Source organism: Bacillus sp. R86525 (assembly GCF_042466195.1).
In the GTDB taxonomy this organism is placed as follows: Bacteria; Bacillota; Bacilli; order Bacillales; family Bacillaceae_G; genus Bacillus_A; species Bacillus_A nitratireducens.
In genome coordinates this window covers 1-4500 of record NZ_JAXHPX010000008.1, presented here as the reverse complement: position 1 = coordinate 4500, position 4500 = coordinate 1, and the positions used below count along the sequence as shown (strand labels likewise).

Genomic DNA, 4500 nt, shown 5'->3' with positions numbered 1-4500 from the left:
CTTTAAGACGAGTCAGAATGACTCGTCTTTTTTGTGTTTAATGAAATAAGCTTGTTATGAATGGCTCAAGAAATCCATTCATAACAAGCTTATTTGTTTAAAGATAAATATATTTATATAGCATGGACTTCGGGTAAAATGGTTATTTATCATAGCTTCACTTTGTTTTTTACATCGATAAGCTTAAAACGTTCGCAAACGAGCAGCATATCTTCAGAAAAACTAAGACCAAGCTCGTTTAGTTCCTTTGTAAAGAACTGAATATGGGTATCTCTCCAGTAACTATAAGTACGATCGCCTTCGCCTTCTGCGATAGCGAATTCTTCTGTTACTTCATTCATTGGCATTATAGTTACTTCTATTGTCTTAATAATAGCTACAGGTTCATCCTGACTATTGAGTACAATACTATAATCGTTAGTTGTTGGTAGTGGTTCATTTTCTAATTCATAAAAAATATGGCCGGAGCATGTTGCGGTTTTCACACCATCAATGACTAATTGAGCGAGATAATCAGGAGAATCACCAAATTGCCAAGCTGTAACAGATTCTGGTTTTTCATTGTTTCCCCAATAAGTATCCCAATATGATTGTGCTAATGGATTCATTTGTGTACTTACCTCACTTTAACTAATATTTTAGTCTCTTTATAATCCCTGGGGAATTTCCTTATTTGTTAGATTCTTTAATTTTGAGTTTTAAAGTCTATTTATTAACAAGAATATATACAAGGTATTGCCCTCTGTAGTCTGCTTACACCTTCTTTTATTTCTTCAGTTGTTAAATGTCCATACCCCATAATAATTCGATTATGATGTTTTCCTTTTTCAATGGCGTGGTCTTCCACAGGATATACTTTAACCCCCAGTTGTTGGGTTTTCTCAAGTAATTCTTTGGTGAATTGAACTTGATTGAATTCAACAATCAGGTGTAATCCTGTAGAATAACCGAAAATATTGATCTTATTTGAGAATGCTAATTTTAATTGCTGGATAAGGAAGTCTCTTCGATTTTTATAGATTTTTTTCATCTTCATAATATGCCGTTCCAAATAATCTTCGGCAATAAATTTAGCAAGGACAAGCTGATTTAAAGAAGATGTATGTAGATCTGAAAACCATTTTACCCTGCGACACTTTTCAATAAGGTGTGAGGGAAGAACTAAGTATCCCATCCTAAGGGCCGGTGATAAAATTTTACTAAATGAACCTATATATATCACACGCTCGGGATCCAATCCCTGTAATGAACTTACAGGTGAGCCTTCATATCGAAACTCACTGTCATAATCATCTTCAATGAGATAACAATTTGTTTTTCTTGAGTAGTTAATCAATTGAACCCGTCGTTGAATCGGTAACGCTCCTCCTAAAGGAAACTGATGAGAAGGAGTAGTGAAGATGAATTTTGGGTTTTTATTTGCAGGCAGCAAAGATGTATTCATCCCAGTATCATCAACTGGTATAGGATAAAGGAAGGCTCCTGAATTTTTAAAAATTGTTTGAATGTCATTGGTGATGGGATCTTCTATTAGTACTTCGTCGCCTGTTGACAAAAGTAACTTAGAAACAAGTGTTAAAGCTTGAGTTGCACCGGAGGTAATTACCAATTGTTCTGGATGACAAAAAACTCCTCTTGTTTTTAGTAAATAGCGTGATAAAGCTTTTCTTAATTCGAGACGCCCTTCGGGAATATCGTATCCAAACGTAGAAGGAGGTGTTTCATTCCATATAGTATGAGATAACTTTGCCCATCCCTTACGTGGAAATAAGTCTAATGCTGGTATCCCTGAACGAAAATTAATGATGTTACTGTCTTTGTTTGTTTCTTCGCACCAAGATAAAGAATCGATTAGAGTTGATTTTTTACGTTGTTCTAAATAAGTCCCTTCGGCAATGAATGTCCCAGCTCCTTGTCGAGCGACCAAAAAACCTTCGGAAAATAATTGATCATAAGCTTCTAAAATTACATTCCTAGACACGCTTAACTCAGAAGATAATTCCCGTGTCGATGGTAGTTTTTCTCCAGATTGTAGCTCTCCGTTTAATATTCGTTCACGTAGTTGGTGATAAACCTGTCGAATTAAACTTATATCTAACGATCGATCAATAGGTATCCAAAGCATATAAATGCTCCCTTCATCAAAATTGGTACCATAAAGGTTTGGTTGAAATGGTACTAATATAAACCATTTTAGCATGCTATAGTTGGATCAAATAGTTCTAAAGGGGATGAAAATGTGATGACGAAACCAGAATTCCAAGTAGCTCAGGCATTTAAATCGATTGCACGAAATGAACATATAAAATCCTATGTACAACAATCCACTGAACTTTATACGTTATTATTGCAAGCCGCGAAACGCTTTGTTACCGGAGAAACGAGACATGAGGGGATTGTGAAAGCAAAAGAACTAATTGCAAAAGGTTATCATACTTCACTAGAATACATAGGGGAAAATATTCTAGATATAGAGGAATGTTATAAAGCAAAAAATGAGTTTTGGAATCTTATTGGGGATATGGGTGCTCTATCTATGAAACAAACAGTATCACTCGATTTATCGCATGTTGGATTATCTATAGATCCAGAAATATCTTATATTCATTTAATAGAGTTGGCAGAGAAGGCAAAAGTACATGGAACTACCCTTATGATAAGTATGGAAGAATCATCTAAAGCAGCAGACATTCTTTCCATCTATAAAAAAACAACTGAGCAATATCCTAATGTAGGGATAACGATTCAGGCGCATTTATATCGCTCAAACAATGATATTCAAGAACTCCTACATTATCCAGGGAAAATACGAGTTGTAAAAGGTGCCTATCAAGAAGTTTCGGATATTGCTATGCCTAGGTCAACTGACTTAAATCAACAGTATCTTCAGATTGTAGAACAACTAGTTGAAAACAACCATCCTGTATCTATAGCTACACATGATGAAATTCTTATTAAAGAAATGGAGCAACGTCAATATTTTAGTCAATCTAATGTAGAAATAGAAATGCTATATGGAATTCGTCCGGATATGTTAAGTGATTTGAAAAACAAAGGACATAATGCTAGGGTGTATTTGACTTATGGGAAAGAGTGGTACTTGTATTTATGCCATCGGATAGCTGAATATCCGGAAAATTTATATCATGCAGTGATAGATATGATACATTCATCTTCAGTACAGCAGAGTAGGGAATATTAAATAGACATTTAATATTAAATGTAAAAATTATTTTGGCTATGGTTATTATGAGGGAGTTCAGTTATAGCGAGTAAGTTAAATAATTTTGGTTGTGGCCAAAAAAAAGAGCCGGATTTTCCTTAGAGTAGAAATTCTGGCTCTTTTTATATTGAAATTTTTTTAGTTTATATTTGCGTAAAATGCGGATGGGACTCCTATAGGTGTTAAGAAGATTATGATTTATAATTGTACAGCCGTAGTATACCTTGTTGCAGAATTTGTTTTTATGGGTGTTTTATATGTATTGGTTTCTTATTGTTATGTATTCTTAGGTTTATAGCTAGAAATAAATGAATTTGTAATTCTATATGTACTTCAAAACGGAGGATATATATATAGAAACAATAAAATTATATGCTTTGTTAGTAACTCGATTCTCTCTTCTAGCGGTAAAACGTAAATATAGGTATAGGATAAACATCCTTAAATGTGATAAAAAGTGATAAAATGCAAATAGAACAAACGTTCCTTTGGGTGTGTTAGGTACACTCGATCAATTGAGGTACGTATTTTTAATCCAGTATATGTGTTTAAAAGAAATGCTATTAATTGGTTCGGGCCTCGAGTGTAGTTTATTTGTATATCTTATAATGTTTGTTAAGAGGATATGAAAGTTATTACGACTAGGCCATATGGAAATGGATGCTGCTAAAGATGAAAGAGATATAAGTCTGCTATTTTAGTGACACAGGGATAGTTAGTAAATGTATTAGTGTGTTTCTATATATTTACGAGTAAACAGGTAAGTAACCATTACTTTATATAAGGGGAACTCTATAACTAGAGTAGTATATAAGAATTTCTGTATCGTTGTCTGTTATAAGAATAAGTATATCTTCCATCGTTTCTAATAGAGTGCCTGATAAACAAAGAGGTGTTAGGGAGCGCAATAACTTTTTAATTACATATTAGTATTTATTAAAATAAGGTTGTTAGTTTCGCTGGGGAAAAACTTCCGTACCAATTAAGTCTAGGGTATAAGTAAACTTGAATATATTTTGGAAGAAGAAATTAAAGCGAAGTCGAAGAGGCTTTTCGGATAATGCAATATTTATAGGTTCTTCTCTAGATTAGAGAGTGTAAAAATATTAACTTGAATAACTTTATAAAAAGGTATTGACGATTAGCGTATAGAGGTGTAATATAGGACAAGTCGCCGATAGCAACAACGCAGAAAGCGACAAACGAAATAAAAAACTTAGTTGACATTGAAATATGAAAATGTTAACATAAGGGAGTCGCAAATGAGCGGCAAAGAA

General features: G+C 33.6%; 3 protein-coding genes and 1 pseudogene. 1 reads left to right on the top strand and 3 read right to left on the bottom strand.

Annotation, left to right across the window (positions count from 1 at the left end):
* Positions 1-149 precede the first annotated feature (149 nt).
* Both SJY24_RS30145 and pdxR read right to left on the bottom strand, forming a co-directional pair.
* On the bottom strand, positions 150-608 hold the full coding sequence (locus tag SJY24_RS30145) for an ASCH domain-containing protein (protein WP_377867088.1): 459 nt from the start codon (positions 606-608) through the stop codon (positions 150-152).
* 104 nt (positions 609-712) lie between these two features.
* Positions 713-2125 (bottom strand): MocR-like pyridoxine biosynthesis transcription factor PdxR, encoded by a 1413-nt coding sequence (gene pdxR, locus SJY24_RS30140; protein ID WP_377867087.1) that lies wholly within the window; start codon positions 2123-2125, stop codon positions 713-715.
* A gap of 117 nt (positions 2126-2242) precedes the next feature.
* Between pdxR and SJY24_RS30135 the strand changes: the two genes are divergently transcribed.
* Entirely contained in the window at positions 2243-3202 is a 960-nt protein-coding gene (locus tag SJY24_RS30135) for a proline dehydrogenase family protein (protein WP_377867319.1), read from the top strand.
* A 722-nt stretch (positions 3203-3924) separates the two neighbouring features.
* Here the strand turns inward: SJY24_RS30135 and SJY24_RS30130 are convergent.
* A pseudogene (locus SJY24_RS30130) lies at positions 3925-4037 on the bottom strand (ABC transporter permease); the annotation flags it as partial.
* Positions 4038-4500: the final 463 nt, after the last annotated feature.

Coding starts and splice junctions, on each gene's coding strand:
- SJY24_RS30145 (WP_377867088.1), bottom strand. CDS start 608: ATGAATCCATTAGCACAATCATATTGGGATACTTATTGGGGAAACAAT.
- pdxR (WP_377867087.1), bottom strand. CDS start 2,125: ATGCTTTGGATACCTATTGATCGATCGTTAGATATAAGTTTAATTCGA.
- SJY24_RS30135 (WP_377867319.1), top strand. CDS start 2,243: ATGACGAAACCAGAATTCCAAGTAGCTCAGGCATTTAAATCGATTGCA.